This window comes from Pediococcus sp. M21F004, assembly GCF_051122535.1.
GTDB classification, from domain to species: domain Bacteria; phylum Bacillota; class Bacilli; order Lactobacillales; family Lactobacillaceae; genus Pediococcus; species Pediococcus inopinatus.
Genome location: NZ_CP177314.1, coordinates 1,240,274 through 1,265,937, shown reverse-complemented (window position 1 = coordinate 1,265,937; position 25,664 = coordinate 1,240,274). Strand labels below are relative to the sequence as shown.

Genomic DNA, 25,664 nt, shown 5'->3' with positions numbered 1-25,664 from the left:
TTCATCAACAAAGTGAGTAGTTCCTTTTTTTAGTTCAGCGGGGCCGAATTTCATTTTGTAAGTTACCGTCTTTTTTATAAATTTTAACGGCTGATTCCTTATTTTTCACAATTTCACGCGCTCGTTTGATGGCAGCGTCTTTGTTATCAAAACTTTCGCTGGCTTGCTTGCCACTTTCAGCTTTTACTTGCCATTCACCATCCTCGAAAAAGACCGCTTCATTGGCATCTAATAAACGTGACTTACTTTTGTCTCCATCATGTTTATCATGTTTGCTGGGATCAGGAGCTTTTCGAAAGGTTGCACGTTCTACGCAGTCACTATCTGCATACCATTTTTCAGCTTGTTTCATCGCAATCGGAATTGCGCGGTCATCAGGATAGCCAGCAGCCAGTAAGGCATTGACGATATCGATGGCTTTTTTGCGTACTAATTCTTTCATGTTCTTCATTGAAGCTGGATAATCTTCCATATTCCAGGGCATTGGGGAACCTCCTTACATTACGTGTATAAGATATTCTATATGATTACTATTATATACGAATATAAAATGGTGAGGAAAATATTTGCTTAAAAAATTAAGAATTGAATTTTCTGATACTGAAGTTGTTGCAACTTAAATTTAAGTATTAGTAACAACGCATTATTTAGAGTCGCCGCTTGTAAAATTAAGTTAGAAAGAAACCATTTGTAGTAAGCTTTCATTCTACGCTAATAAAATAGAAAGTGATGACCACAAATAGCCTACAGACATCTAAGCACAACTGAACTCACAACTATATATGCATTCTGGAAAAATGGTAAAAAAGCTTATAAAGTATCTCAGTACTTGGGCGTGCAAAACAAACAATTTATCATGTTTATAGCGCTTTAGAAGATGGTTTAAGCGTTGTTGATTATCTGGAATGCTACATAAAAAACAAGGCCAAATGTGGGTGCAAGTGTATTACTTTGTCCGTTGACGAGACCGACTACATTAACGAATGCATAAAAGATGGTTGGACGCCTGACACGATCATCGGTCGTTCGGGACACCAGATTAGCTGTAATACTAGAACACTTTACAGAATGTCCAAATGTGGTTATTTTGATGTACGTCAGTTGCCAATGAAAGATACAGAATTTGCTGGTTGGCAAAGAATTTTCAACAAACACGATATTAGTACGTACTTTGCTCAAGTGAGTGTACCTAATCAGCGAGGACTTAACGAAAATAATAATGGTCTTCTTCGAAAAGATGGCCTTGAAAAGTTGTTGGATTTTTGTGATTTATTTGACGAATTTGTTCAACAAATTAGTACAAGAAGAAATCGCATCTCACGTAAGTCTTTAGGCTATAAAACGCCGATTAGAATTTTTATAAAATATGTCACAAATGAGGTATTAACTCTTTTCTAACTTAATTTGACAATTTAGGTATTTAAAATTGCTTTAGCATCAACATAAAACCAATAAAGACCATAATGAGGCCAAAGAAAGCAGCACTCCATAAGGATACTAAAATAAATGAAGAGGTTTCCTTTCCGCCATGCTGTTTTAGGTGCCTAAATGTTCTATAAACAGAATAGAATTGCCATATTGCCAACAATAAAGCCACAACTCCGGTTAATCTTTCAACCAATGAAATCATCTTCCTTTAAAAAGTTAGAACTACTGATCATAATACCACCATCATGTTTGTTATTTTCACTTAATTTGAAATAGTGGCTATTTTGTGAACATTTTGAATTTTTTAATATACTTTTTTGTCAGCAATGTTATTTTGGAGTCTTTAAGTGCGACTTTTAAAATAATACATTTATTTTTCCATAGAAGGACTTAATAAGTGTCCATTTTTTTGTAAAATGTTTTCGATTTAATTCTTTTCGAATGGTTCCTTATAATATGCGAATGTAGGAATAGTTTTTATGAAATCGAATGAAAAAACGCCCACATCTTGCAAGAAGTGATGGATAATTTCAAATTGCGGTCTGTATCGCACGGTAATGAATAGGTGATACTCCCATAAAAGGTGCGGACGGCTCATTGGTACAGTGAACCATTATCAATTGGTGTCATAGTCAATACCAAAGATGATGCCAATAACTTCCAGGGCAATTATCACGAGTCTCGATCGAGAAGACAGACCCAATGATAACTGCTTGGAGAAATCCAGCAAGTATACAGCGTTTTGAAAGTGACAGCGAGACAGCAAAGAACTATTACGCTTGTATCCTAGTTCATGGATAAATAATACTATGAATGTAGTATGAATCTATGGATACGATTTAATACGATTTCAAATAAGACAAGTTTGTTTAGTACAATTGAAGTTCAAATGAGAGCGGCAAGTACTGTAAAATATGGGTCTGAATAACGAAGACAACGCAATTTTTGTGAGTCTTACAGAAACAGACAACCAATGTATTTCTAATTGATTTTTTAAATATATTTAGTGCTAGTATAACCTTTGAAGAGAAGGCCTTTCTTTAACAGAGTAAAAACATTATGGGGAATTAGTTATGAAAAGTGTAGGACGGATGAAAAAGTACGTAAGAGTTTTAAACTGTATAACGTGAGGAGATAATATAATGTCTGGTGAAAGATTAATTGGGGTTGTCGTTTTGTTGGTAGCTGCTTGGCAATTTTATTCATTTTTTCGTGGATTTAATACATTAAGAACTAAGTCAAATAAGGGAACCACCGCATTTACAATATTTGGGACTTGGTATGGGTTGCTCTTTGCAGTAATTCTTTTGGGATTTGGAATTACTTTTGTGCTAAATGGTTTTTGAAGAGCAGCGGGGTAACCAAATTAAGGCGAGTTTTGATAGGCTATTATTCATTTAAATGTGTATGGGATTAAGTAGAGGAGAGTATCATGAATCCGTATGTTTTAATCAGAATAGTTGGTGTATTCATTGTCCTAATTGGATTAATACAGTTTTATGTGGTTTACAAACAATGGAAAAAGTTGCGTGTCAGTATGAATGCTAATACTTCTGGATGGATGGCCCTCTCATTTTGGAGTAGCTTATGGTTTGGGGTTGGTTTTATCATGATAGGACTAACACTCATATTCTACTTTAGGTGAGATTGTAACATAAAGTAAATTTTAATATTGGTAGGGGTCTTATTCGTTTCTAGTAGAAAGGAATTTGAAGTGATTTGGTATGGACAGACAACAGAAAATAAAAGGCGATTTGAATATTTTTCGAACTAGGTTAGGCATGCTAAAAAATACTGCTGAAAGGCAAAGAGCAATAGAAGTGACAGATGATTTTTATGACGCAATTGCTAAACGTGATGTGAGTGATTTTGTCCTTTACGCTAAAGGTAGGACTTTTATTAAAGAAATCACAATTTTAAGAGGAGTTGCTTTGCATAAAATTAAGTTGGATGCACAATCCATTGCTTTATTTGAAGAGATTCGTAACTTGATTCCAGCATCTCAGAACCGAATAAATATGCTTATCTAATTTACAAAATATTGATTGGTAGCAGGGTAGCGAGCCATTGAACTTAGAGGCACTTTTTCCCTTGCTCTACATTTTTAAAACATTTAGAAAAATGATTATGCTAGGATATTTTGAAACGTATAAAAAAATCAATTATAATAAGTGCTCGACACTTTTTTGAAAACAGTGTCGAGTCCTTTTTGTTTGTTTGAATTGATTTTATTTTCGATATGAAAATGAAATTTAGAGTATCCTTAAGAAGAACAAAACTCAAATACTTCCAGGTATTTGTTAACAGCAATAAGATAAGTAAGTTAAGAGGTGACAAGAGTGAATCCAGAAAATATGATTGGCCTCGTATTTATTTTGCTGGGAATTTGGCAATTCGTTGCTTTTTTTAAGACTTTTAGGGCATTTCGGAAGCATACAATTAACGGGACAAGTGGTTTTGCACCCTATGCATTTTGGAGTGGATTAATTTACGCGTTTATATTTTTAGGTATGGGTATTTCTATGATTTTTAATGAACTGACTGAGTTTCTTAGTGGTTTGTAGATTTAATTAGTTGAAATAAACTATTTAACTTGGTTTCTTTGGCTTTTTAAAATATCATGACCAAAAATCACGATTGTTAGACTAAACGTCATTAATGCAATGAGCATGAATCTGCCTAACATGAAATTAGATACATAGCTAACATTTCCATCTGTTAAGCGTTGAATAAAGCTGATATTAAGTGTATTCAACATTGTATGTACAAAGAAGATAAGAATAAAACTAGCAATAACTATAATTGAATATTTACGATTATGAAATTTTTTCCAGTTGTCATAGTAAGACATAAAAATCATAATATTTATTGCAAGTAACGTAGGAATCAGTAAGAAGTGAATCCCTGCAATTCTAAAAAATTCAACGTAAGATAATAGCCATAAAGCAAAGTTGAAAATGTAGGATCGTTTAGCAATATTATGAATTTGAAGGTTCTTTTTGTTTTGTTCTTTGTAGTAGCTCAGAACACGATCATCGCGCAGCAACAAATCGAGTGAAATTCCATATAAATCACTTAATTTCACAAAGCTATTGATATCCGGATAACTACGGCCGTTTTCCCAACCAGAGATTGTTTTTCGTGAAACGTGTAATTTTTCTGCAACTTGGGCCTGTGTTAATGATTTATCTGTTCTGCATCGTTTGAGCTTTTCTGATATGTCCATTCTAAACGCTCCTCATAGTACTAGTTTACTACAGATTAGAATTCTTATGCTTGAAATTAGTAAATAAGTAGAATGTAAAATCAGCCCATAACCGTGATAAAATAACGATTATAGGCTGATTTATTTTTAAAACGTTATAATTTTGTGCTGAACTTAAACATGCCTGTAAATTCTCGTTCCAGCAATATAAGAAATTAACGCAATACCAACTAACCAGGCTAGTGCTAACCAACCGTGGTTGCCAATCGGCTGTGAGGCTAACAGTTGACGCATTGTTTGAATTACCTGTGTCATAGGCTGGTTTTCAGCAAAGATCTGAATAATTCTCGGCATACCGGAAACGGGGACAAAAGCGGAACTAACGAACAGTAATATTAATACCAAATAAGAGAAGGCGCTGGCGCCATCAACGCTCTGGGCGGCTAGTGCAAAAGGAATTGATAACCAGGTAATGGCAATGGAAAAAATAATTAGTAGTGAGGCTGCAAGGACCCATTCGAAAAAAGATGCTTGACTACGGAAACCAACTAAGAAGCCAACTGCCAGAACTAGGATAACTGAAGTCATCATAAAAATGACAGAGGCTACGGCCTGACCGTTTAGAACAGCTGACTTAGAGATGGGAAGAGATTTAAAACGGTCAAACATACCAGATTGTTACTGGTCATCCAAAAGAGCACGATGACAAGGAATCATGCATCAGGTAGTGATGGCGATGGTAGACATTGGCTTTCGCAATTACGGACTAAGATTGGGCCCTCCGTGAAAATATTTTATTGCGAAGCGAGTAACGTGATTCTGAAGTTCAGAATAATTAACTTAAGCAAATTATGAAGTCAAATTAAGGAGGCTGAAACCTGATTGAAAGGGATTTTTTTCAATGCGGTACAAAAGCCCTATACGATATTTTGGAAAAATTGAACTTAAATTTGTGATTTAAAAAATATTTGTTTCAATGTAAACTAGGGGGCAACCACTTGCAACCGTCAGGAATCAGTCCTTTGAGGCGGAATGTCACATTAGTGTAAACCGGCAAATTACGCAGATGTAAACCTCTAGTTCCCCCCCTTTTAAAATATTAAGTTAATTTGACATTTAATAATGAGCCTCTAATAAGTTTGAATTCAGTGGTCTGAAGGTGGATGTTTTTATGCATATCAAATGGTTTCATGTGTAGTTCTGATTATTATTGGATTGGGATTGTACCCAATTGCCAAGAAAGCAACAAGTGTTTTAATGTTATTTTTTGTTAAGTATTTTCGGTATAATTTAAAAACTATTTATAGATAATCTAAGTTATAGATTGACGATTTTTCAACAAAAGACATACCCAGTGTGGTATGTCTTTTTGTGACAACAGAGATGTTTTATAAGTGGGTTTCGTTGAAGTGTAAAAAAATCAGTGTTACGGTTTATTTGAGCAGAGCTATTAATTATTTAGTCAGGAGAAGATACGTTGTGACACCCCGGCTAAATTACTATGGGTCTTTTTTGTTTTCTAAGGAGTGATTTTTTTGCATCAGAGAACGCGAAATTTGCGTCACACCACTAGTGTAATTACGATTGGTGGTTTGTTGTTTGGCTACGATACCGGTGTTATCAATGGGGCACTGCCATTTATGTCCAGTGCGTCTCAATTGAATTTAAACGCCGCAAGCCAAGGATTAGTATCAAGCATTTTAATTTTGGGAGCTGCCTTGGGCTCGATGTTTACTGGTAAAATTTCTGAAACTTACGGTCGGCATCAAGTTGTTCAATGGATTGCAAGTCTATTCATTGGCGCTAACTTATTATGTGCGTTGGCACCCAATAAAGTTATTTTTATCATTTTCAGATTTGTTTTAGGCTTGGCGGTCGGTGCGGCCTCCGAGGTGATCCCGGTTTACTTATCAGAAATCTCACCGATTAATAAACGGGGCATGGTTGTTACCCGCAATGATTTCAAAATAGTGCTGGGGCAATTTTTAGCCTATTTGGTTAATGCGATTATTGGCGGCCTATTTTCAAACGTCATGTGGATTTGGCGGGTTATGTTATTTATGGCTAGTTTGCCAGCGTGGGTCTTGATTTTTGAAAACCGATCAATTCCTGAAAGCCCAATTTGGTTATGGAAAAAGGGCTATTTGAAGAAAGCTAAAGCAGTTATGCTGAAATATCTTCGCCCTAAAGAAGCTAAGGCGGAGGTTACTGAACTTCAAACTGATCCGGAAGTTGCCTCTCGGGATTTACATTCAGTTGTTTTTTCGGGCAATATAAAACTTCTATTAATTGGGGTCGGTTTAGCAATCGTGCAACAAATTACCGGAGTCAATGCGATTATGTACTATGGGACATTGATGTTGGAAAAAACTGGCTTAACTCGGAGTTCTTCTTTATACGGTAGTGTCATCATCGGGATTGTTTCCGTGTTAAGCGTTGGCATGAGTGTTCGAATTGTTGGTCGCTATTTCCGAAGGCGGTTATTGATGATTGGATTGATTGGAAGCACAGCTATTCTAACGGCTTTAAGTATTGTGACTAGAATTCTCAGTGGGACTAGTTTAACGATTGGGGTCTTAATTTTAATTACGTTGTTCTTGATCTGTCAGCAAGGTCTAATTAGCCCGTTAACTTGGTTAATTTTATCTGAATTATTTCCCATCGATATTCGCGATGTCGGTATGAGTGTTTCAACTTTCTTTGTGTGGATAGCTGATTTTGCCGTTAGTTTGATTTATCCAAGCTTAATGGCCGCACTGGGATTGTCATCAGTTTTCCGAATTTTCGCTGGATGCGGATTGTTAGCGATTCTATTTGTATATTTGGCTGTTCCGGAAACGAAGAACAATATGTTGACGAACACTCAGCAGCGTCATCAAACAGTAAAAGGGATTCAAGCGCTGAAATAAATTTAGAGGTGAATTATGATGAAACCAGTTAAAACAGTTACGGCAGATGTACCCCAGGGCGATATTCATGATTATGATTCGATTTTAGATTATTTTAATGATCGACCTGTTAAACAAACCAAGAAAGACAAATACCATTCGATTACGTTTGTGACTACGGGAATTATTGCCTATGATGGTGGTCAAACGACCATGTTACATTTGGGAACGTTATTGAGTAAACAGGGCTATCAGGTTTATTACTTAAGCTACGTTCCTCAAACGGTTCACGAGATGGAACAAAATGCTGAATTTAATTATGAAGGCTATGAAGGTACTTGTTTGGATATGGCACAGCTTGATGTGCATAACTCTGATATTTGGTTGGCAACGCTGTGGGAATCGGCTTATGTGATTAAAAATAAACCGGGGTACAAAATGTACTTTGTACAAGATTACGAACCTTACTTTTATCCATTTGGTGATCGATATCAAATGGCAAAGAAGACGTATGAGCTAGGACTTCATATGGTTTCGCTTGGTCCTTGGTGCGCTAAAATGATTCGCGAAAATTGTAAAGTGACTAGTCCGATTGATGAGATTAATTTCCCAGTTAATTTGGAACAGTATCCCTACCATGCACATGATTTCACTAAATATGAAAATAAAAAAATAATTGATGTTGCAGTTTACACAAAATGGAGTAGTCCACGACGCGCACCAATTGAAATTCAATTAACTTTAAAAAATTGTCAAAGTATTTTGGAAAAGCAAGGATTGAAATTGAAGCTACATTATTTTGGGACTGATAAGGATGCTAAATTTATTAATGGTGAAAACCTTGGTAAATTAACGAAACCAGAAATGATTGACTTGTATAACCGTTGTGATTTCGGGATTGCACCCTCAATGACCAACTTTTCGTTAGTTCCGTTTGAAATGATGAGTTGTGGGTTACCTTTGATTGATTTCAATGAAGGAACTGGTGAATATTTCTTACCAAATGGCGCGTATCTAAAGACTAGTTTCAATGAAAAAGATTTGGCTCAAACCTTTGTACAAGCAAAACAAAATGTCTCAAGGCTTGAAGCAATGGTTCAAAAAGGTGTTTCTCATTTACAATCTATTACATGGAAGCAAACCTTGACCGATTTTGAAAGTATTGTTGATAAGATCTCTGAAAAATAAACAAAAAATTGGCACGTGGATCACTTTTAATCCACGTACCAATTTTTATATACATATCTTATTTTGTAGTTGCTTCTAAGACTTTTGTTTCGGGAGTAACTTGTGCATTGACCATGTTGAACTTCAACAAGGAGACGGCAGCCATATTAGTGATAATGACCATCATTGGCGTTTGTTTACCAGCATCTCTGATTGCTTGTAAATCAACATTAGCAACTAAATCGCCATGCTTGATTTTTTGTCCATCAGTCACTTTCACATCAAATGGTTTACCTTTTAATTCAACCGTATCAATTCCCATGTGCAAGAGGATCTCTAATCCAGAATCAGTGGTGAAACCAATCGCATGTTTAGTTGGAAAGACGGTGGTTACCGTCCCGTCAACTGGCGCCGTAATCTGCCCATTTTTAGGTTCAATGGCAAATCCATCACCTAATAGCTTTTGCGAGAAGGTTGAATCATTGACATCTTCAATGTTCATGTATTGGCCTTCAGCTACACTATAAAATTCGCTTGTGACAGCAGATTTAATGGAAGAATCTACAGCGGGCTTTTCTACAGAATCAGGTTTAGTTTCAGTGCTACTTTCAAGTTTAGAAAGAGGCAGCTTTTCATTGAAGAGTTGGCTTAAGGCGTCTGCGACAAATTGAACTTCAGTTCCAATAATAATGTGCAAATTAACTTTATCTAGTTTATTTAAACCAACGGCACCACTTCGTTTAATGGCAGCTTCGTCAATTTTATCTGTATCTTTAAGTTGCAAACGAAGACGGGTGGTACAGTTATCAACCGCCGATATATTATCAGCTCCGCCAATTGCGACGTAGATTTTTTTTGCCTGGATTGAGTATTTATCATCCTTGTCGCTAGTTTGGATGCTTACCTGAGCATCATCATCTTCATCGGTTACGAGTTCGCGACCAGGCGTCATTAAATTAAATTTTTGAATGGCGAAATTAAAACCAAAGTAATAAATTACTGCCATGACGATTCCTTGTAAAATCAACATCAAAGGATGATTTGCGATCGGATTCTTGAGACTCAACACATAATCAACCAGCCCAGCACTGAATGAGAAACCGGCGGTCCAATGCATGAAGGCGGCAAAGGCCATTGATAGACCGGTAAAGAATGCATGCAAGACATACAAAGGCCATGCCACAAACATAAATGAGAATTCTAAAGGCTCAGTAACTCCAGTAAAGAAAGAAGCAAAGGCCCCGGCCAACATCAGCGAACCAACTTCTTTTTTTCGCTCCGGACGCGCATTTTTATAAATGGCGTAGGCTCCAGCTGGGAGGCCAAACATCATGACTGGGAAAAAGCCGGCCTGATACATACCAGTAACTCCCTTTGGACCTTCATGTGCCAAAAATTTACCGATATCATTAATACCAGCAACGTTAAATAGAAAAACTGAGTTCAAAGCTTGATGCAATCCAGTCGGTACTAACAAGCGATTACAGAACGCATAAATACCAGCTCCAATTGGTCCTAAGCCAACAATGAACTTACCAAAGACAACCAAGGCGTGATACAAAGGTGGCCAAACGACTAACAAAACAGCACTAACCGCCAACATGACGATGGCCGCTAGAATTGGAACTAATCGTTTGCCACTAAAGAAGGACAATGCCATCGGGAGCTTTGTTTCATGGAAACGATTATACAAAGCAGCGGCAATTAGGCCGGACATAATCCCAATAAAAACGTTACTGATTGCTGCAAAAGAGGGATCAACTGCAGCAACTTTGGTTCCTAAAAGAGTGGCAACGGAGCTCGTTTTTAGGACATTGGTAGGAATTTCAAAGGCCACAAGACCTGCAAGTGCCGCGGCTCCATCTTTATCTTTTGCCATCCCAAGTGCGGTTCCGACCGCAAACAGTAAGGGTAATTGAGTTAGAATCGCATTACCACCGGCTTGAAGGAAGCGGGCGATAAAACCATTATCGGCCGAAGCCCACCAAAAACCAATTCCGACCAAGAGAGCAGCTGCGGGTAAAACAGCCACTGGCAACTGTAGTGATCGGCCTAATCTCTGAAAATATGTTTTCACAATGAAAGCCTCCTGAAAATAAATGAAAGATTTTGGAAATAATTTCTTTTATTAGTGTAGGACACACAAAATATAAATGCAAGTGGTCATGTTACATAAAGTGACACATACAGGCGCTTATATACATAAATTCAAAATTGGTTTACCTGAAAATCTCGCGATTATAATGGGATTGAAAGCTTGTTTTCCCCATTTAGGGTGAAAATAAAAAAAGATTATGAAAGCGTTTGACATGTGATGTATTCACTGGTAGTATGGATACATTGTCACAATGTTATTACGTAACGGTAAGCATGTGTGATGCGTAACATTAATTGAATATAATAAGGTGTTATCAAAATTTTGAGCATGACTTATTCGCTGTGGGAGTTTTTTTGGCCTAGAGTGGATAAGTCTTTTTAGGTGATTATTGTGAAAATAAAACGCGTTTTAAACAATAACACGGCCATTTCAGAAAATCATGATGGTTTGGATGTTCTATTGATGGGGCCGGGGATTGCATTTGGTAAGAAAAAGGGACAAGAGGTTGATATTTCCAAGGTAGAGAAGACATTTGTTATTAAGGATCAAGACACGATGAATAAGTTCACGGATTTGGTAATTGACGTGCCGATGAACGAGATTTTAATTGCAGAAAAGATTATCAACTTTGCAAAAATTAAGTTAGGTAAGCAACTAAACGAGATCATTTATGTAAACTTAACGGATCATCTGCACACAACGATTCAGAGATATCGCGATAACATTATTTTACGGAATCCATTAAAATGGGATATTGCACGTTTTTATCCAGATGAGTTTGCGGTTGGTCAAAAATTTGTTGAGGTTGTTAAAAGTGATCTCGGGATTACCTTGGAAGATGACGAAAGTGCCTTTGTGGCGTTACATTTTGTCAACGCGGAGACTGAGACTGGTGACGAGCAAAATATTGCGTACGATGTGACGAACATGGTCAAAGAAGTCGAAGATATCGTGAAAAATTACTACCACACAGAGTTTGATGAGAGTTCCTTGAATTATTATCGCTTCATTACCCATTTGAAATTTTTCGCACAACGGGTGCTTCAAAATAAGCATTATGACGATGATGACGACGATCTTTTGAAAACTTTGAAGAAGAAATATGCTGGTCCGTATGAATGTTCTCGTAAGGTCCAGACGTTTGTTCGAGAAAAATATAACTACGAAATCAGCAGTACAGAATTATTATATCTGACGGTGCACATTAGTCGCCTCGTCAAAAACTTATAGGGTGTTATCTTAATTGAGCATGACCTAAGTAGCTTATTTAGCTATTTGGGTCTTTTTTTATCGAAATTTAACGAAAAAGGAAGGTTTTATCTCATGGATTATAAAGATTCAGCAAAACAAATTTATAAAGCAGTGGGTGGAGAAAAAAATATTAATTCTCTGATTCATTGTATGACGCGGCTCCGTTTTCGCCTTAAGGATGAAAGCATTGTCGATGATGATGCAGTTAAAGAAATTCCTGGCGTAATGGGGATTAATCATCAATCAGGTCAGTATCAAGTGATTATGGGAAACGATGTATCCAATTACTATGCTGAAATTTTAAAATTAGGCAACATTAGTACTGGAGACGCAGATCAAACTCCTGATGAAAATCAGGACGACAGTAAAGAAAAGGTTAATTTGTTTAACCGCTTTGCTAACTTCATTTCATCTTGTATGTCACCTTTGATTCCAGCCCTAATCGGTGGTGGGATGATCAAGGTTATCTTGATCTTATTACCACTGTTTGGTTGGTTAAACGAAAAGGGCCAGACCTATGCCATTTTAAACATTTTTGGGGATGCACCATTCTACTTCCTTCCCATTATGTTGGCATACACAGCTGCCCAATATTTTAAAGTCACACCAATGTTGGCGATGACGATTGCCGGAGTGATGATCCATCCCAATTTAATTGCGATGGTAACTGCTGGAAAAGCCGTTCATTTCATGGGACTTCCGGTTACACTAGTTAATTATTCATCTTCCGTTATTCCTATTTTATTGGTTGTTTGGGCAATGAAATATATTGAAATGGGTGTCGATAAGGTTTGTCCGGCGTCGCTTAAGAGTATTTTAAAACCGTTACTTGTTTTGTTTATTACCGGAACGCTAGCACTTGTCTTAATTGGACCAATTGGAACATACGCTGGTAAATTATTGTCAGCAATCATTCTGTTTATCCAAGGAAAGGCTGGCTGGTTAGCAATGGCGTTGATGGCAGCCTTTATGCCGTTGATTGTGATGACTGGGATGCACTGGGCATTTGCACCAATCTTCTTGGCCGCATCAGTTGCATCACCAGATAGCTTGATTTTGCCTGCCATGTTAGCTGCTAATATTGCGCAAAGTGCTGCTAGTTTTGCAGTGGCAATTAAATCTAAAAATGCAAATACCCGTCAGGTTGCGAGTGCTGCCGGAATTTCTGCCTTATTGGCTGGAGTTACGGAGCCAGCGATTTACGGAGTTACTTTGAAATTTAAGAAACCAATGTATGCCGCAATGATTTCTGGAGGGGTTACTGGATTGTTCATGGAATTTGTTCACTTAAAATCCTTTGCTTTCGCGGTTCCATCCTTGATTTCACTACCTCAATTCGTCAGCAAAACAGATGGTCAGAATTTAATTAATGCCATTATCGTGGCAATCGTTTCCTTTGTCTTAACGTTTATCCTGACTTGGGTATTTGGATTCGACGAAAAAGTCCCAGCTACGGCCAAAGCAGCCGAAACATCAGATGCTAAAAAAGTTGTCACGAGTGATGTCACTTCAGGTGCTAAAGAAACAAAGAAAGTTTATAGCCCTGTTAAAGGCGAAATGATTAATTTAGAGAGTGTTTCAGATGATACTTTTGCTCAAAAGATGTTGGGTGATGGGGTTGCCATTATTCCAGAAGAAGGCAAGATTTACGCACCATTTGATGGTGAAATTATGACAGTTTTCCCAACAAAACATGCGATTGGCTTAAAGAGTGATACAGGAATTGAATTGTTAATTCATATTGGTTTAGATACCGTTAATCTCAAGGGTGCACCATTTACAGCGCATGTGAAAGATAATGATCAGGTTAAAAAAGGTCAATTGTTGATGGACGTTGATTTGGACGCCATTAAAAAAGCAGGCTACGATATTACTACACCAATCATTGTGACAAATACAAAAGATTTTGTTGAAATTGTATCTAATGAAAAAACAACGGTTACCAATGATGATGTTGCTTTGTATATTATTTAAGGAGGAATCCGATTATGAGTAAATTTCCAAAAAACTTTATGTGGGGTGGCGCAACTGCTGCTAACCAATTAGAGGGTGCCTACAAAGAAGGCGGTAAAGGATTATCAATTGCCGATGCTTTACCCGGTGGTCCAGAAAGATTCAAATTAGTTAACGAGCCCGATTTTGATTGGACGATTGATGAAAAACAGTATACGTATCCAAATCATAATGGAATCGACCATTATCATCGGTTTAAGGAAGACATTGCGTTATTCGCTGAAATGGGCTTCAAATGTTATCGTTTCTCAATTGCTTGGTCACGAATTTTTCCAAATGGTGACGAAGAAACACCAAATGAAGCTGGCTTGAAGTTCTACGACCAGGTCATTGAAACTTGTCAAAAGTATGGTATTGAACCCGTAATTACAATTTCGCATTATGAAATGCCATTAAATCTCGTTAAAAAATACGGAGGCTGGAAGAATCGTCAGTTAATCACTTTCTACGAACGTTTTGCCAGAACTGTACTAACGCGCTACTACAAGCAAGTTAAGTATTGGATGACCTTTAATGAAATTAATAGTGCTCTGACATTTCCAGTGATGGGCCAAGGTTTAGTCGCTTCGAATGGGGCTAATGACAAACAAAATATCTACCAGGCTTGGCATAACCAGTTTGTTTCTGGTGCCAAGGCCGTTAAAATTGGTCATGAATTGGATCCCGATTTGAAGATTGGCTGCATGTTGTTGTATGCCACAACCTATTCATATGATTCAAATCCGGTTAACCAATTGGCAACCCTTGAACAGAATCAAGCATTCAATCATTTTTGTGGAGATGTGCAGGTTCGTGGAGAATATCCTGCCTACACGGAAAAACTGATGAATAAATACGGATTCAGCTTTTCAGACCTAGAGATTGGTGACGATGATTTGGCCATTCTTAAAGCTAACCCGGTTGATTATATTGGCTTTAGCTACTATATGTCGGCTACGGTTGATGTTGCAGATAAAAGTTTAGAGCAAGCTTCTGGAAACTTAATTGGTGGGGTTAAAAATCCATTCTTAAAGGCCAGTGACTGGGGATGGCAAGTCGATCCAATCGGTTTACGGATTGCGTTAAACGAATTGTATAATCGTTATCAAAAGCCGGTGTTTGTGGTTGAAAATGGGTTAGGCGCCGTTGATAAACCAGATGAGAATTTCCATGTTCAAGATGACTATCGAATTGATTATAGTCGCGAACATATTGAAGCAATGGCCGGTGCTGTGGCTGATGGCGTGGATCTGATGGGTTATACGCCATGGGGATGCATTGATTTGGTCAGTGCTTCAACTGGACAAATGTCAAAACGTTATGGATTTATCTACGTTGATTTAGATGATCAAGGTAACGGAACGTTAAATCGTTATAAAAAGGCCTCTTTTGACTGGTATAAACAGGTTATTGCCAGCAATGGGGAAGATTTAGGATAGCTAACGAAAATATGTTGTTTTAAAAATCAGTAAGTGAGACTTGCTGGTTTTTTTGTGTCAGATAACTTTGAGCGGAATTTTGATTGGTTTGTGGTATCTTAAAGGCATAGAAATTCAAATGGAGATGATGAAATGAGTACTGTGTTAGTGATTAAGGCCCATCCAAGAACTGCGAATGTGGCTAATTCTGTTGTGATTGGTGAACGTTTTGTTGAGGCTTATCAAAGGGCGCATCCTGAGGACCAGATTATTGTGCATGATTTATATGAAGAGGGTGTCCCAGAGATCAACAGCAGTAACCTAGATAGTTGGACAAAACTGACCAACGGAACAACTTATCAAGAGTTGTCTGAAAATGAACAGATTTTGTTAAGTCGGCAACAAAAGCTTCAAGAACAATTTATTCATGCCGATAAATATGTATTTGTTAGCCCAATGTATAATTTATTTATTCCTAATCGTTTGAAAATGTACTTGGATCTGGTGATCGTTTCTACCAAAACGTGGGTAGAAGGCGAACATGGTCCTGAAGGCACGTTGCATGACAAAAAGGCACTTCACATCCAGTCATCCGGTGGCACGTATCATCATACTGACAACGAATTTATGGCAAAACTTGATTTAGGCGATAGTTATTTAAAGGCATTGCTGGGGCAAGTTGGAATAAAGGATTACCAAGGAATTTATTGCGAAGGTAATTCGCATCGTGGTCCTGAAGACATGGCTGCTAATCGTGAATTAATTGCGAAACAGGCGGAAGAGGTTGCTAAAGAGTTTTAAAATAACCAGAAAACGCAGAGAAATAGCTGTGTTTTTTTGTGGGTTCAATTGATTATGAAAGTTACTTTATGAAAATGTTTCACATGAAAACTTTTGCTGGGCATTAATAAGTGCAATAGGCAATGATAAAATCACTCTAATGAGCAGTATCACACGGAAGCGCTTTGCCTTAGCCATTACGTTAGTGTTAAACTAGACAATGGATATTAAAACGAAGGGAAGTCGATCGTATGAGTCCTGGAGCGAGATCGTTTAACGAAGGTAGTTGTAAATAAATTCGAAGTAACACACGAGGAGAAAAATATGATTGAAGCAATAAATCTTAAAGCAGGTATGACATTTGAACAAAACGGCAAGTTAATTAAAGTGCTTGCATCTGAACACCATAAGCCAGGTAAGGGTAATACTGTTATGCGGATGAAGTTATATGACTTGCGTTCCGGTTCAACAGTTGAAAAAACAATGCGTCCTGAAGAAAAAGTTGAACAGGCAGTTGTTGAAACAAAAGATGCCCAGTACTTATACACCCAGGGTGACGTTGCCGTATTTATGGATTTGGAAACATATGAACAATATGAAATTCCAACTGAAAGTATTCAAAATGAAATGAAGTACTTGTTGGAAAACATGAATGTTAAGATTGATTACTTCAATACTGAAGTTATCGGAATCAGTTTGCCAAATACAGTTCAATTGAAAGTAACCGAAACAGAACCATCTATTAAAGGTGCAACTGTAACCGGATCTGGTAAGGCTGCTACAATGGAAACCGGTTTGGTAATTAACGTTCCTGATTTCATCAAGGAAGGCGAAGTTCTTGATGTTAATACGCAAAAAGGAACTTACCTAAGTCGTGCTTCCAAGTTTGACGAAAATAAATAGTAATCAATTTTAAATTTAAACAGTGAAAGACGATTTCATAAATGGAGTCGTCTTTTTTGTCGTATAATATAAATGTATCCGCTTTCGTAAATAGATAAATAAAATAGATAGAAGTGATTCATTTTGAATAATTTAGGTCTAATTGATATCGGTGGAACTTCAATCAAGTTTGCCGTTTGGGATGGAAACCAATTGGTGGAACATGTTGTGCGAAAAACGCCACACACACTGGATGAGTTTTATTCAGTATTAACTAGTGAAGTTTTTACAATGAAGAAAAATTATCAAATCACCGGGGTTGGAATTAGTTCGCCGGGTGCTGTAAATAAGAAAACGGGTGTCATTGAAGGCGCTAGCGCTATTCCGTATATTCATAATTTTGAGATTCAACCAGAGCTCGAAAAACGATTTGGTTTAAAAGTGAGCATGGAAAATGATGCCAACTGTGCGGCACTGGCAGAACTTGAAGATGGTGCTGGTCAGGGAGCCGATAGTTTAGTATTTTTTGTTATCGGTACCGGGGTTGGTGGATCGGTCATTGTAAATCATAAAATTTGGCATGGCGCTCACTTATTTGGTGGTGAATTCGGCTACATGTTATCCAGTGATGATCAAACTGTCAGCAATCTTGGGACTTCGGTAAGTGTGGCAGCTCATTATAATCAAATTGCTAAAACTGAAAAAACGGGTAAGGAAGTTTTCAATCTGGCCAAAACTGGTGATGAACTGGCAATCGAGTCCGTTCAAAGGATGTATTGGACGTTGGCTAAGGGGATATACAACTTACAGTATAGTTTTGATCCGGAAAAAGTTGTGATTGGTGGGGCAGTATCCAATAATCCAGATTTGATTCCAAATATTAATAAAAATATCGAAAAAATCCGTAAAGAAGTTAAGATTGCCTCAATTAAATCGGAAGTTGTGGCATGCAAATATACTGATCAAGCTAATTTACGGGGTGCGGTCGTTGATTTTGACCAGACATATGGTAAAAATTAAGGATATCAAAAAAGAGATGACAAACTTGCCATCTCTTTTCATATTTATTAGTTTATATCGGTTTTTAAACTTATTAGCAGATTTTTCCGCCCAAAGTTGTCATTTCGTCTTTCATTGCTGCTTTATCTTGAGTAGGTGCTTTGTAATTTTCAACGGTCACAGCACCATCTAAAACACCACTATCATCAGTAAGCTTTAAAGAAGCATTCTTGTAATCAAGTGCCAAGCCGTTACCAAGGAAAGTTGTTTCTGGATCGCCAGTGGTCATGTAGAGATCAGCGTTGTTGTCAAGAGCCACCGCGTAATCTGAGTCTGATTGGGCAGTGACAACTAATTGAAACTTATTACCGATCGAACAGGAGCCACCTAATTTTGAAAACTTACTGGAGCCATCATCTAAAGCTAAAAATACGTGCTTACCAGCGGGAATCTTCTTTGCTAAATATGTTTGGGCTTCATCTTTAATATTGATTTTCATTATGCTCACCATCTCTCAAATATTTGTTGTAACTTTGACAACACACTAAGTTTACTAGCTTACTTTAAATAAGTAAAGAAGACTGCTCAAAGTAATTTTTAAAAAGTTTTGCGTATTTAATCTTTATTTAAAGTAGGGGCTTTAATATGAATTTATTCATTAAGAAAGAAGTGATTTTTTCTCACCTTCCAAATTTGGAAGAAGATGGATATTTTCCATATGTTCAACTCCCCTGTAAAAATTAACTTACATCATTAAAAGCTATTCAATTAGCTCAAAGACCGAATCATACCGCGAATGTGATTCGGTCTTTTTCTGTCCAAAGATCACCAGAGCCAACGTAGTGTCACGTTTAATCGTGTTTACTTTGTCGCCAGGCAATAAACGAATCCCAAACAACAAAAATAATTCCACCAATAATTAACCAACGTGATACCGGATTTAAAATGATACGCTGCCAAAACGATCGTTTGTGAACTTGAATTTTTAAGATCCCCAACCCCGCGGCTGGCATTGTTAAAGTTCTCGCCTGATTCTTTTGTAATCGATAACCTAACGGAGCAGCAATTTTAAATGTGTCACCGGTTTTGACTTGAACAAAGACCTGCTTAATTTGTTTGTGACCTTGTAAATAATTAATTGTGACGCCTTGTAAACTCGGTCGTACCCACATATTGACGTCGGCGTTGGCCTGATTAGTAAATGTGTAGGAATCAGGAGCCTCTTTTGTAGTTGTATACCCAGTAGTCGAAGCATTACTGAGATCGAAAGCCTGTCCCACTTTTCCGCTAATTGGTTCTGTGCCAACAATTTTATTCGTTTTTTTAATGCGATAAACTAATTTGGCGCTAGTTTGTTTGGGCGTCTTTTTTACATGAATTGTGATAGATTGATTTGCGGCGTTTGTAAAAGTATAGCTTTGCGGATTATTAGTAACTGTTGTGTAGCCTCCAACGGAAGCCTGACTGATATTAAACGTGCTACCGACATTACCACTAATTGGTTCAGTTCCGACCTGCTTGCCTGATTCGTCAACATAACGTAGATAAGCTGTTTTCATAGTGGTCGCAGCGTGAACGGATTTTGATTGAAAAGTTTTTAAGACTTGGCTGTGGAAATGGTTTAACCATTGGTAGGTTCGCCAAGTAATGCTCTTTCGATTGATTGGCACCTTGGCAGGTGATAACGTATTATCGATAGTGACCGATTTAAGGCCGTAATAGCGCGCCATCCAAACGTTAAAACACTGCTTATTAGGCTTGCCAGGACTAACATAGGTTGAAGAAAGATACATATTATGATCATCAGTGACAGGTGGCATGCCTGGGACCTTTGCGTGCATGATATTATGCTTGTAATCAGTTCGGGCAATGGTGTCGCCGGCTTTCCAATAAGTAAAGGATTGGTAATTAGTTTTCACGGCATTGTCATAAATGGGAATGCTAATAAAGGCAATGATTATTGTCGCAATAACTGGCAGTATACGCGGTAACCAATAATTTTGTCTGAGTTTAGCATGATCGTAAAGAAGACTTAAAAGGGCGATGATAAAGTAAACATTGGGGCCAAAAAATACACGACTAAGAATTTGTGGGGAAACAACTAAAGCTACAATCCCTAAAAATCCACCAACCGCATAAATTACACCGGCAAAATAGCTACGTTGTTCGTGCCATTTAAAATCACGCCCGTAAGCATGGTGCTGGATGTATAAATAACTGGCTAATAAAATTAAAACTAAAAGTAATGTCCCTGAATATTTAAGTGTGCCCCTAATTAAGCTAGCGATGTCGAATTGATCACCACGAACGGCCACTTGGTTCATGCCAGAAATAACTAAGACAATAAAACTGACTGCACCAGAAAGGCCGCCAGCCCATTTCCAGCCGAGCTGACTATTTTTCCAATCAAAAATAGTAAAAACAAAGGCGACGAATAGGGTTAGGGGAGCTGTGTTTTCGTTTGTACCACCGGCCAAAAAGCCAAGGATCAGCATCCCAATAAACATTAAACGGGGATGCTTGGCATGGTAGTTAAAGCGGTAGGGTAGTAAGAAACCTAGGTAAATTAGTGCTACCCAAAGATAGTTAAAACCACCAGATAGCCATAAAATTGAAGTGCCAAAGTCAGGTAAGCAAATCCACATCAAGGCAAAAGTCAAAGCTAGGTAGCTGACCCGAAGCTTTTTAAGTCGTCCAAAAACATGAATATTGATCAATAGACCTACTAAAACGTAAACGACGCTATTGGCAATGTTATAGACTGATTTTGGAAACTGCATAAATAACTGCACGCCTGTATGAGCAACAAAACGGCCATTATTGAGGCGGGTGTGATTTTGAATAGACTGGATTAAATCTAGTGGATTATGAATGCCACGTAAATGTTGCGTTGGCCACTCCCCTTGAAAGAAAAAGTGGTAAAGATAATCATCGGCCGAATAGCCGGTATAATCGTTTAATTGTTTAAATAAAATGTAGACAAAAAATATAATTATGCCAAAACCGATAATGAAGTGAACCCCCAAGATTGGACAGATAAAATCTAATCTTGGGGGTTCTTTTATGGTTAAATTTAATTTTGATTTCAAAGTGAAAGTAGTAACTGAATATTTAGGTGGTCTGCCCGTTAATTCATTAGCACACAAATACAGGATTGGTAGTAGTGCCACAGTTTTAAATTGGATTCAAAGATATGAGAAATTTGGCCTTAACGGTCTTAAACGCAAAGCAATGGATTTAGAATATGCTAGCCAGTTCAAAGTCGATGTATTAAACTGGAGAAAACAAAATCAGGCCTCGCTTCCAGTAACTGCCTTACATTTTAATTTATCCTCGCCGAGTACCATTTGGCAATGGGAAAGTCGGTTTAAGGCATTAGGAATTGTGGGTCTAGAGCGAAAGCGAGGCAACGCCAAGAACATGGTAAAACACAAGAATAAAAGTCGCAAACCCATTGTCCAAAAGGACAATTCCACAGCCAAAGAGGATTTAAAACAGCTTCAAAAAGAAAATGAAATGTTAAAGATTGAGAACACCTACCTAAAAAAATTAGAGGCCTTAACTCGGAAAAAATCAGTACAAAAGAAATCTCAGAAATAGCCATCGAGTTAAGGCAACTATTCCAAACTTCTATCAAACTGATTCTTAAAGTAATCCAAATTCCACGCAGTACCTATTACTACACTCAGAGTCATGAGAGACGTAAATTTGATGATGACCAGATTATTCAAGCAATAGACGAGATTCGCCAAAAAGATCCAAAATACACCAAAAAATACGGCTATCGAAGACTTACAAATGCATTACATGATTTAGGATTTAAAGTTAATCATAAACGCGTTTTGCGAATTATGCAGGAACACGGGTGGTTGTGTCATGCCTTTAATCGACAAACTAAAAAATATAATTCATATAAAGGTTTAGTGGGTAAAATCGCCGCTAATCGCTTAAAGCGACGCTTCAAAACCGATAGACCTTATCAAAAGCTCGTCGCAGACGTTAGTGAATTCAGATATGGAAACATGGGAATGAACGAACGAGTTTACCTCGAACCAGTTCTTGATTTGTTTTCTGGAGAAATTCTAGCATTCAATATTAGTGAACATCCAACAGTTAAATTCGCAATTAAACCGCTTAAAGAGGCTTTAGAAAAGCTACCAAAACTAAATTACCGGACAACAGTCCATACTGACCAAGGCTTTCAGTATCAACATCGACACTGGCAGCAGGTTTTAAAGCAACATCACGCTTATCAAAGCATGTCACGTAAAGCAACTTGTCTTGATAATGCGGCGATGGAGTCATTCTTTCACATTATGAAAGCTGAAATGATGGATGAACATTTTGAAGATAAAGCTAGCTTAATCCAAGCAATGACCGAATGGATAGGTTTTTATAATAATCGTCGAATTAAAACAAAATTGAACGGCAAGTCCCCGGTAAAATACCGAGAACTCGCCGTTCAGAGAGCAGCATAAATATTTGTCCAATTTTATGGGTTCACTTCATAATCCGTGCTAAATATAACAATTTTTTATTCACGATAAACGCACCTATCCTGTCTATTAAACCGATTTTAATGTTTCAATTAATTGTAGCATAAGGATGATATCATAAATGCATAAATTACGTGAAAAGTCGTAGCTTGCAGGCTTTTCCTTCTGTATAAAAAGAAATTTGGATTCTTTTGTTACTTTTAATCTTCGTTTAAAGTCGGCGTCATATTATGAATATATTCATTAAAGAAGGAGGCGGGTTTTTAAAACCTTCCAAATTTGGAAGATGATGGAATATTTTCCATATGTTCAACTCCCCTGTAAAAATTAACTTACATTATTGAAAGCTATTTATTTAGCTTATAGACCGAATCATACCGCGAATGTGATTCGGTTTTTTTGTGCCATGATTCTTGCGGTCAGAACTGCGGCCACAAGAATGGACAACGTCCGGAGCATAAAAGATTTTCGGTACGAAAATCAACGAAAGAGCGGAGTAGTGCCATGATTCTTGCGGTCAGAACTGCGGCCACAAGAATGGACAACGTCCGGAGCATAAAAGATTTTCGGTACGAAAATCAACGAAAGAGCGGAGTAGTGCCATGATTCTTGCGGCCAGAACTGCGGCCACAAGAATTTTATTTTAATCACAGCCCTTAATCTTCGTTTAACGTAGGCTTCGTAAAATGAAACTCATCAATACGAGGAGATGAGGAAATGAATTATTTAAAACGGTCAATGCTTTACTTGACCCATAAAAAAGGTCAGAGTTTGTTGTTGCTGCTCATTATGTCAGCAATTTTGGTTTTTGTATTATCAGGACTCATTATTCAAAACGCCGCAGTGTCAGCAACCAATAGTGTGACAAAATCGGCAGGTACCACGATTAGTGTTTCGGCTAATCGAGAAAAGATGTTTTCAAAGATGCGACCGAGTTCTAGTTCGTCTAAATCCAAGCCAAAGACGATCACGACGCCTACTGTATCTAACACTAAAATTAAAAAGGCTGGTAGTTTAAATACTGTTGCCTACTATAATATTACGAATACGGCATCTGTAAACGCCAGTTCGTTTGATACGGTATCCACGACTACTGGCACTTCTGGTGGCATGAGCGGCGGTGGTATGAAAGGTAGCGCTTCTACTGGTGATATCAGTATTGATGGGGTTTCAAGTACTAAACTAACCTCAACATTCGTTTCTAAATCGAATAAAATCGTTTCTGGGCGGAATATTACCACTAGTGATGCCAATACGAAAAACGTTGTAATTGAAAAAGAATTGGCAACGGAAAATGGTATTAAAGTCGGCGACACAATTACAGTTAAAATGACAACTTCAGGTAAGAAATCAATTAAATTAAAAGTTGTCGGAATTTACAAAGCAAAATCAACCAGCAGTACTGCGCCGGGTAGCGAACCAAGTAACACGATTTATACCAGCTACACGCTGCCTGCAACAATTACGGGTACAGAGGGTAAATCAAGCACGGTGACATATACGCTTGAAAATTCAGCAAAAGAAAAATCAACCACTAAAAAAATTAAAAGCATTATAAACAGTAGTTCATTTTCAGTAAGTTCAGACGATGCCAGTTACAAACAATTGTTACAACCAATGAAAAACGTGCAATCTTTTGCTAAGAAGATTGTTTGGTTAGTTGCGATTGCTGGAACAATTATTTTGGCGTTGATCATTATCTTGTCCGTTAGAACGCGCCAACGAGAAATCGGAGTTTTGGTTTCCTTGGGCGAATCTAAATTGCACATTGTCGGTCAATTGTTCTCCGAATTATTCGTTATTTTAATTGGTGCGATGGTTGTGGCCCTTCTGCTAGGGAGTTTTGTGGGCAACAAGGTTGGTAACCAATTATTAGCCCAGCAGCAGACCACCTCGGTTTCAAGCACCACAGGTTCGACTGGTGGACCTGGTGGTGGCGGAGCTCCTGGCTCAAGTCAGGCCGGCGGCGGTATGCGTGGCGGTGGCATGGCAACACAATCCGCGACGACAACTAGTGCATCAAATAAAAAAGCATTGAAGACGCTAAACACAAGTATCACGCCAAGTTCAGTGATTAAACTAGGTGGGATGGGGCTTGTAATCATAGCTTTAGCAGTCTGTGTGTCAGCTATCAGTATTTTGAGGTTGCGACCAAAAGATATATTGATTGGTGAATAAATGTGATTAAGAGTAATTTAACTAATTAAAAAACTTAAATGTATCTGGAGTGGAAGGATTGGCATGTCAAGTGTGTCAGTGATCCACACTGTTCCATATACCAATACCGGAATGACCAGATAATGCAAAATATGAGGAGTTGACGAAATGTTAACAGTTAAAAATTTAACCCACTGGTATGGAAAAGCCGATAAACCGCTGTATGAAGATGTAAACTTAAGTTTTGATTCTGATAAAGTTTACACAATTGTTGGTTCCTCAGGTTCTGGAAAAACAACTTTCCTATCCTTTATTGCGGGCTTAGATAAGCCCCAAAAGGGTGATATATTTCTAGATGGGACAAATATTAAAAAACTAGGTGCGACCAATTATCGCAAACATAAGGTAGCCATCGTGTTTCAACAGTATAATTTGCTGACGTACATGTCTGCTTTGGACAATATTATGACGGCACTTTCGGTGACCGACTCTGAACACCAAGGCGAAAAACAGTATGCTTTAGATTCATTAAAGAGTGTCGGGATTGAAGAAACGGACGCTAAGAAGAATGTGCAAAAACTTTCTGGAGGCCAACAACAACGTGTCGCAATTATCCGTGCCATGTTGGTGGATGCCAACATTGTCATCGCGGATGAGCCCACTGGAAATTTGGATGGTGAAAATTCGAGAATGATTATCAAATTATTCCAAGACTTGGCCCATGAGCATCATAAAACAGTGATTATTGTGACTCATGATCCAGAAATTGCGGATCAGGGTGATGTAAAAATTAGTTTAGAGGATCGTAAATTTGTGGTTTCCTAACTAAAAATGCGAAGAGATGAGGTTAGGACAATATTATTCTTTGTCTTAACCTCATTTTATAGGTTAGAATAGATATGA

At 37.7% G+C, this 25,664-nt stretch carries 22 protein-coding genes and 1 pseudogene; 16 read left to right on the top strand and 7 right to left on the bottom strand.

Going from position 1 to position 25,664, the window contains the following annotated elements; translation table 11 throughout:
• Positions 1 to 34 precede the first annotated feature (34 nt).
• Positions 35 to 484 (bottom strand): DUF2188 domain-containing protein, encoded by a 450-nt coding sequence (locus ACLHK8_RS06515; protein ID WP_434520245.1) that lies wholly within the window; start codon positions 482 to 484, stop codon positions 35 to 37.
• Between the two features lie 255 nt (positions 485 to 739).
• On the opposite strand from ACLHK8_RS06515, the pseudogene ACLHK8_RS06510 reads away from it, so the two are divergent.
• Positions 740 to 1,398 (top strand): annotated as a pseudogene (locus tag ACLHK8_RS06510) (transposase).
• A 22-nt stretch (positions 1,399 to 1,420) separates the two neighbouring features.
• Here ACLHK8_RS06510 and ACLHK8_RS06505 read toward each other — a convergent pair.
• Complete coding sequence (locus ACLHK8_RS06505) at positions 1,421 to 1,621, bottom strand: hypothetical protein (protein WP_057773259.1); 201 nt, start codon at positions 1,619 to 1,621, stop codon at positions 1,421 to 1,423.
• Between the two features lie 949 nt (positions 1,622 to 2,570).
• On the opposite strand from ACLHK8_RS06505, the gene ACLHK8_RS06500 reads away from it, so the two are divergent.
• The 3 genes from ACLHK8_RS06500 to ACLHK8_RS06490 all read left to right on the top strand — a co-directional run bounded on the left by ACLHK8_RS06500 (position 2,571) and on the right by ACLHK8_RS06490 (position 3,992).
• Entirely contained in the window at positions 2,571 to 2,774 is a 204-nt protein-coding gene (locus tag ACLHK8_RS06500; protein ID WP_057775447.1) for a hypothetical protein, read from the top strand.
• 378 nt (positions 2,775 to 3,152) lie between these two features.
• Positions 3,153 to 3,458, top strand: coding sequence for a hypothetical protein (locus ACLHK8_RS06495; RefSeq protein WP_057775443.1), 306 nt, complete (start codon positions 3,153 to 3,155; stop codon positions 3,456 to 3,458).
• 309 nt (positions 3,459 to 3,767) lie between these two features.
• The gene (locus tag ACLHK8_RS06490; protein WP_063698536.1) at positions 3,768 to 3,992 is read left to right on the top strand and encodes a hypothetical protein; all 225 of its coding nucleotides are present in this window, start codon (positions 3,768 to 3,770) and stop codon (positions 3,990 to 3,992) included.
• A gap of 20 nt (positions 3,993 to 4,012) precedes the next feature.
• Here ACLHK8_RS06490 and ACLHK8_RS06485 read toward each other — a convergent pair whose 3' ends face one another.
• Both ACLHK8_RS06485 and ACLHK8_RS06480 read right to left on the bottom strand, forming a co-directional pair.
• On the bottom strand, positions 4,013 to 4,654 hold the full coding sequence (locus tag ACLHK8_RS06485) for a helix-turn-helix domain-containing protein (protein WP_323714719.1): 642 nt from the start codon (positions 4,652 to 4,654) through the stop codon (positions 4,013 to 4,015).
• A gap of 153 nt (positions 4,655 to 4,807) precedes the next feature.
• Complete coding sequence (locus tag ACLHK8_RS06480; protein WP_057775438.1) at positions 4,808 to 5,302, bottom strand: ABC transporter permease; 495 nt, start codon at positions 5,300 to 5,302, stop codon at positions 4,808 to 4,810.
• Positions 5,303 to 6,168: 866 nt separating this feature from the next.
• Between ACLHK8_RS06480 and ACLHK8_RS06475 the strand changes: the two genes are divergently transcribed.
• Both ACLHK8_RS06475 and ACLHK8_RS06470 read left to right on the top strand, forming a co-directional pair.
• Complete coding sequence (locus ACLHK8_RS06475; protein ID WP_063698533.1) at positions 6,169 to 7,542, top strand: sugar porter family MFS transporter; 1,374 nt, start codon at positions 6,169 to 6,171, stop codon at positions 7,540 to 7,542.
• 18 nt (positions 7,543 to 7,560) lie between these two features.
• On the top strand, positions 7,561 to 8,709 hold the full coding sequence (locus ACLHK8_RS06470) for a glycosyltransferase (protein ID WP_063698531.1): 1,149 nt from the start codon (positions 7,561 to 7,563) through the stop codon (positions 8,707 to 8,709).
• Between the two features lie 58 nt (positions 8,710 to 8,767).
• Here the strand turns inward: ACLHK8_RS06470 and nagE are convergent, their stop codons facing one another.
• On the bottom strand, positions 8,768 to 10,765 hold the full coding sequence (nagE, locus tag ACLHK8_RS06465) for an N-acetylglucosamine-specific PTS transporter subunit IIBC (RefSeq protein ID WP_323714717.1): 1,998 nt from the start codon (positions 10,763 to 10,765) through the stop codon (positions 8,768 to 8,770).
• 411 nt (positions 10,766 to 11,176) lie between these two features.
• On the opposite strand from nagE, the gene licT reads away from it, so the two are divergent.
• The 6 genes from licT (at position 11,177) to ACLHK8_RS06435 (ending at position 18,129) form a co-directional block, all read left to right on the top strand.
• On the top strand, positions 11,177 to 12,016 hold the full coding sequence (gene licT, locus ACLHK8_RS06460) for a BglG family transcription antiterminator LicT (RefSeq protein ID WP_057775282.1): 840 nt from the start codon (positions 11,177 to 11,179) through the stop codon (positions 12,014 to 12,016).
• A gap of 93 nt (positions 12,017 to 12,109) precedes the next feature.
• The gene (locus tag ACLHK8_RS06455) at positions 12,110 to 14,011 is read left to right on the top strand and encodes a PTS beta-glucoside transporter subunit IIBCA (RefSeq protein ID WP_434520244.1); all 1,902 of its coding nucleotides are present in this window, start codon (positions 12,110 to 12,112) and stop codon (positions 14,009 to 14,011) included.
• 14 nt (positions 14,012 to 14,025) lie between these two features.
• Positions 14,026 to 15,468 carry a glycoside hydrolase family 1 protein gene (locus ACLHK8_RS06450; RefSeq protein ID WP_434520243.1) on the top strand — a complete coding sequence of 481 codons (1,443 nt, stop codon included), beginning with the start codon at positions 14,026 to 14,028 and terminating at the stop codon, positions 15,466 to 15,468.
• Positions 15,469 to 15,600: 132 nt separating this feature from the next.
• Positions 15,601 to 16,248, top strand: a complete 648-nt coding sequence (locus ACLHK8_RS06445; protein ID WP_434520242.1) for an FMN-dependent NADH-azoreductase — start codon at positions 15,601 to 15,603, stop codon at positions 16,246 to 16,248.
• A 303-nt stretch (positions 16,249 to 16,551) separates the two neighbouring features.
• Entirely contained in the window at positions 16,552 to 17,130 is a 579-nt protein-coding gene (efp, locus tag ACLHK8_RS06440) for an elongation factor P (RefSeq protein ID WP_057775292.1), read from the top strand.
• Between the two features lie 123 nt (positions 17,131 to 17,253).
• Positions 17,254 to 18,129 carry an ROK family protein gene (locus tag ACLHK8_RS06435; RefSeq protein ID WP_434520241.1) on the top strand — a complete coding sequence of 292 codons (876 nt, stop codon included), beginning with the start codon at positions 17,254 to 17,256 and terminating at the stop codon, positions 18,127 to 18,129.
• Positions 18,130 to 18,202: 73 nt separating this feature from the next.
• Here the strand turns inward: ACLHK8_RS06435 and ACLHK8_RS06430 are convergent, their stop codons facing one another.
• Both ACLHK8_RS06430 and ACLHK8_RS06425 read right to left on the bottom strand, forming a co-directional pair.
• A complete protein-coding gene (locus ACLHK8_RS06430) occupies positions 18,203 to 18,607 on the bottom strand; it encodes an iron-sulfur cluster biosynthesis family protein (RefSeq protein ID WP_434520240.1) in 405 nt (134 codons plus the stop codon).
• A 352-nt stretch (positions 18,608 to 18,959) separates the two neighbouring features.
• Positions 18,960 to 21,278 carry a DUF6056 family protein gene (locus tag ACLHK8_RS06425; protein WP_434520239.1) on the bottom strand — a complete coding sequence of 773 codons (2,319 nt, stop codon included), beginning with the start codon at positions 21,276 to 21,278 and terminating at the stop codon, positions 18,960 to 18,962.
• On the opposite strand from ACLHK8_RS06425, the gene ACLHK8_RS06420 reads away from it, so the two are divergent.
• The 4 genes from ACLHK8_RS06420 (at position 21,172) to ACLHK8_RS06405 (ending at position 25,586) form a co-directional block, all read left to right on the top strand.
• Entirely contained in the window at positions 21,172 to 21,708 is a 537-nt protein-coding gene (locus ACLHK8_RS06420) for a helix-turn-helix domain-containing protein (RefSeq protein WP_063698703.1), read from the top strand. The genes ACLHK8_RS06425 and ACLHK8_RS06420 overlap by 107 nt on opposite strands.
• Positions 21,657 to 22,586: an IS3 family transposase gene (locus tag ACLHK8_RS06415; protein ID WP_105782238.1), complete on the top strand. Its 930-nt coding sequence runs from the start codon at positions 21,657 to 21,659 to the stop codon at positions 22,584 to 22,586. The genes ACLHK8_RS06420 and ACLHK8_RS06415 overlap by 52 nt, the downstream gene beginning before the upstream one ends.
• Positions 22,587 to 23,321: 735 nt before the next feature.
• The gene (locus tag ACLHK8_RS06410; RefSeq protein WP_057774926.1) at positions 23,322 to 24,782 is read left to right on the top strand and encodes an ABC transporter permease; all 1,461 of its coding nucleotides are present in this window, start codon (positions 23,322 to 23,324) and stop codon (positions 24,780 to 24,782) included.
• Between the two features lie 147 nt (positions 24,783 to 24,929).
• Positions 24,930 to 25,586 (top strand): ABC transporter ATP-binding protein, encoded by a 657-nt coding sequence (locus tag ACLHK8_RS06405; protein ID WP_063696523.1) that lies wholly within the window; start codon positions 24,930 to 24,932, stop codon positions 25,584 to 25,586.
• Positions 25,587 to 25,664: the final 78 nt, after the last annotated feature.

Bases quoted from the DNA above. Each gene is read 5' to 3' on its own strand.
- ACLHK8_RS06515 (WP_434520245.1), bottom strand. From the start codon at position 484: ATGCCCTGGAATATGGAAGATTATCCAGCTTCAATGAAGAACATGAAA.
- ACLHK8_RS06500 (WP_057775447.1), top strand. From the start codon at position 2,571: ATGTCTGGTGAAAGATTAATTGGGGTTGTCGTTTTGTTGGTAGCTGCT.
- ACLHK8_RS06495 (WP_057775443.1), top strand. From the start codon at position 3,153: ATGGACAGACAACAGAAAATAAAAGGCGATTTGAATATTTTTCGAACT.
- ACLHK8_RS06485 (WP_323714719.1), bottom strand. From the start codon at position 4,654: ATGGACATATCAGAAAAGCTCAAACGATGCAGAACAGATAAATCATTA.
- ACLHK8_RS06480 (WP_057775438.1), bottom strand. From the start codon at position 5,302: ATGTTTGACCGTTTTAAATCTCTTCCCATCTCTAAGTCAGCTGTTCTA.
- ACLHK8_RS06470 (WP_063698531.1), top strand. From the start codon at position 7,561: ATGAAACCAGTTAAAACAGTTACGGCAGATGTACCCCAGGGCGATATT.
- ACLHK8_RS06455 (WP_434520244.1), top strand. From the start codon at position 12,110: ATGGATTATAAAGATTCAGCAAAACAAATTTATAAAGCAGTGGGTGGA.
- ACLHK8_RS06450 (WP_434520243.1), top strand. From the start codon at position 14,026: ATGAGTAAATTTCCAAAAAACTTTATGTGGGGTGGCGCAACTGCTGCT.
- ACLHK8_RS06445 (WP_434520242.1), top strand. From the start codon at position 15,601: ATGAGTACTGTGTTAGTGATTAAGGCCCATCCAAGAACTGCGAATGTG.
- efp (WP_057775292.1), top strand. From the start codon at position 16,552: ATGATTGAAGCAATAAATCTTAAAGCAGGTATGACATTTGAACAAAAC.
- ACLHK8_RS06430 (WP_434520240.1), bottom strand. From the start codon at position 18,607: ATGAAAATCAATATTAAAGATGAAGCCCAAACATATTTAGCAAAGAAG.
- ACLHK8_RS06420 (WP_063698703.1), top strand. From the start codon at position 21,172: ATGGTTAAATTTAATTTTGATTTCAAAGTGAAAGTAGTAACTGAATAT.
- ACLHK8_RS06410 (WP_057774926.1), top strand. From the start codon at position 23,322: ATGAATTATTTAAAACGGTCAATGCTTTACTTGACCCATAAAAAAGGT.
- ACLHK8_RS06405 (WP_063696523.1), top strand. From the start codon at position 24,930: ATGTTAACAGTTAAAAATTTAACCCACTGGTATGGAAAAGCCGATAAA.